This is a genomic window from Streptomyces sp. NPDC002785 (genome assembly GCF_040295565.1).
In the GTDB taxonomy this organism is placed as follows: domain Bacteria; phylum Actinomycetota; class Actinomycetes; order Streptomycetales; family Streptomycetaceae; genus Streptomyces.
Genome location: NZ_JBEOVN010000430.1, coordinates 1 through 1448, shown reverse-complemented (window position 1 = coordinate 1448; position 1448 = coordinate 1). Strand labels below are relative to the sequence as shown.

Here is a 1448-nt window from a genome sequence, read left to right as displayed (position 1 = left end):
CTCAATACCGGTAACTTAGGTGCAATCCGGTCGTTGTTGTTGGCGTGGCAAGAGCGGGTCAGTTTAAGTCATCTGGGGAGCGACTGTCGGACCGGGTCGCGGTCGGCGTGCTGACGCAGGCGTTTCCTCGGTCGCTTGTGGACGAGGTGTTGGCGGAGACGGGCAGGGTCCAGCAGAGGAACCGGCTGTTGCCGGCCCGGCTGGTGGTCTACTTCGTGTTGGCGATGTGTCTGTTCTCGGGGCAGGGCTATGAGGAGGTCGCCCGACTGCTGACCGCGGGTTTGCAGGGTGCGCGGCGTTGGCGTGCGTCGTGGGTGGTGCCGAGTACGGCTGCGATCTGGAAAGCCAGGTCCCGGTTGGGTGTGGCACCTCTGCGGCAGCTGTTCGCGCGGGTGTGCCGTCCGGTCGCCACAGCGGACACTCAGGGCGCTTTCTACCGCGGCTGGCGGCTGACCGTGATCGACGGCACCACGTTCGACCTGCCCGATACGAAGGCGAACGTGGAGGCGTTCGGCCGTCCGCCGCGCTCCGGTCGGGGTGAACAGAGCGTCGGCTGCCCGCAGTTGCGCATGGTCGGCCTGGTGGAATGCGGCACCCACGCCATCTTCGAGGCTGCGGTCGGAGCTCTGCGCGCCGGAGAGCAGACTCTGGCCCGGGCGGTCCTGGTGTCCCTGCGGCCGGGGATGCTGCTGCTGGCCGACCGTGGCTTCTACGGCGTGGATTTGTGGCGCAACGCCGCGGCAACCGGGGCGGACCTGCTGTGGCGAGTCCGCAAAGACCGCGTACTGCCGGTGATCGAGCAGTTGTCGGACGGTTCCTACCTCACCGAGATCTTCGACCGGAGCGACATCCACCACACCCGTCGCGGGGTGCCGGTCCGCGCGGTGGAGTACACCATCGCCGGCCACGAGGGCGTCTACCGGCTCATCACCACGATCCTCGCCCCGGACAAGGCCCCAGCCACGGAACTGGCCGCCCTCTACGCCCAGCGATGGGAGTTCGAGTCCACCCTCGACGAAATCAAGACCCACCTCGGCGGTCCTCACCTGGTACTGCGTTCGCAACACCCTGACGGAGCCGAGCAGGAACTCTACGGATTCCTGCTCGTCCACCACGCCATCCGACACCTGATGCACCAAGCCGCACAACAAGCCGACCAGGACCCCGACCGGATCTCCTTCACCCGCTCATTGCGCGTCGTGCGCCGCCAGGTCACCGACCAGGCGGCATTTTCCCCCCAGCAGACTCGCTCGCGCGGTCAAAGCAACCCACGCTGAACTCCTCGAACGCCTCCTGCCACCGAGACGCCACCGGACCAACCCCCGCGTCATCAAACACAAAATCGCCAGCTGGCCCCTCAAACGCGCCGCCCACCGGACTACAGAGCACCCACCCACCGCGGCCATCACTCTCGTTGGCGCCACCAAACCGAAACGAGACAAACGCAT

1 protein-coding gene is annotated in these 1448 nt (G+C 66.6%); it reads left to right on the top strand.

The features are described from left to right. Positions 1-44 precede the first annotated feature (44 nt). Positions 45-1277 carry an IS4 family transposase gene (locus ABTZ94_RS37550; RefSeq protein WP_351207951.1) on the top strand — a complete coding sequence of 411 codons (1233 nt, stop codon included), beginning with the start codon at positions 45-47 and terminating at the stop codon, positions 1275-1277. The last annotated feature ends 171 nt before the right edge of the window (positions 1278-1448 follow it).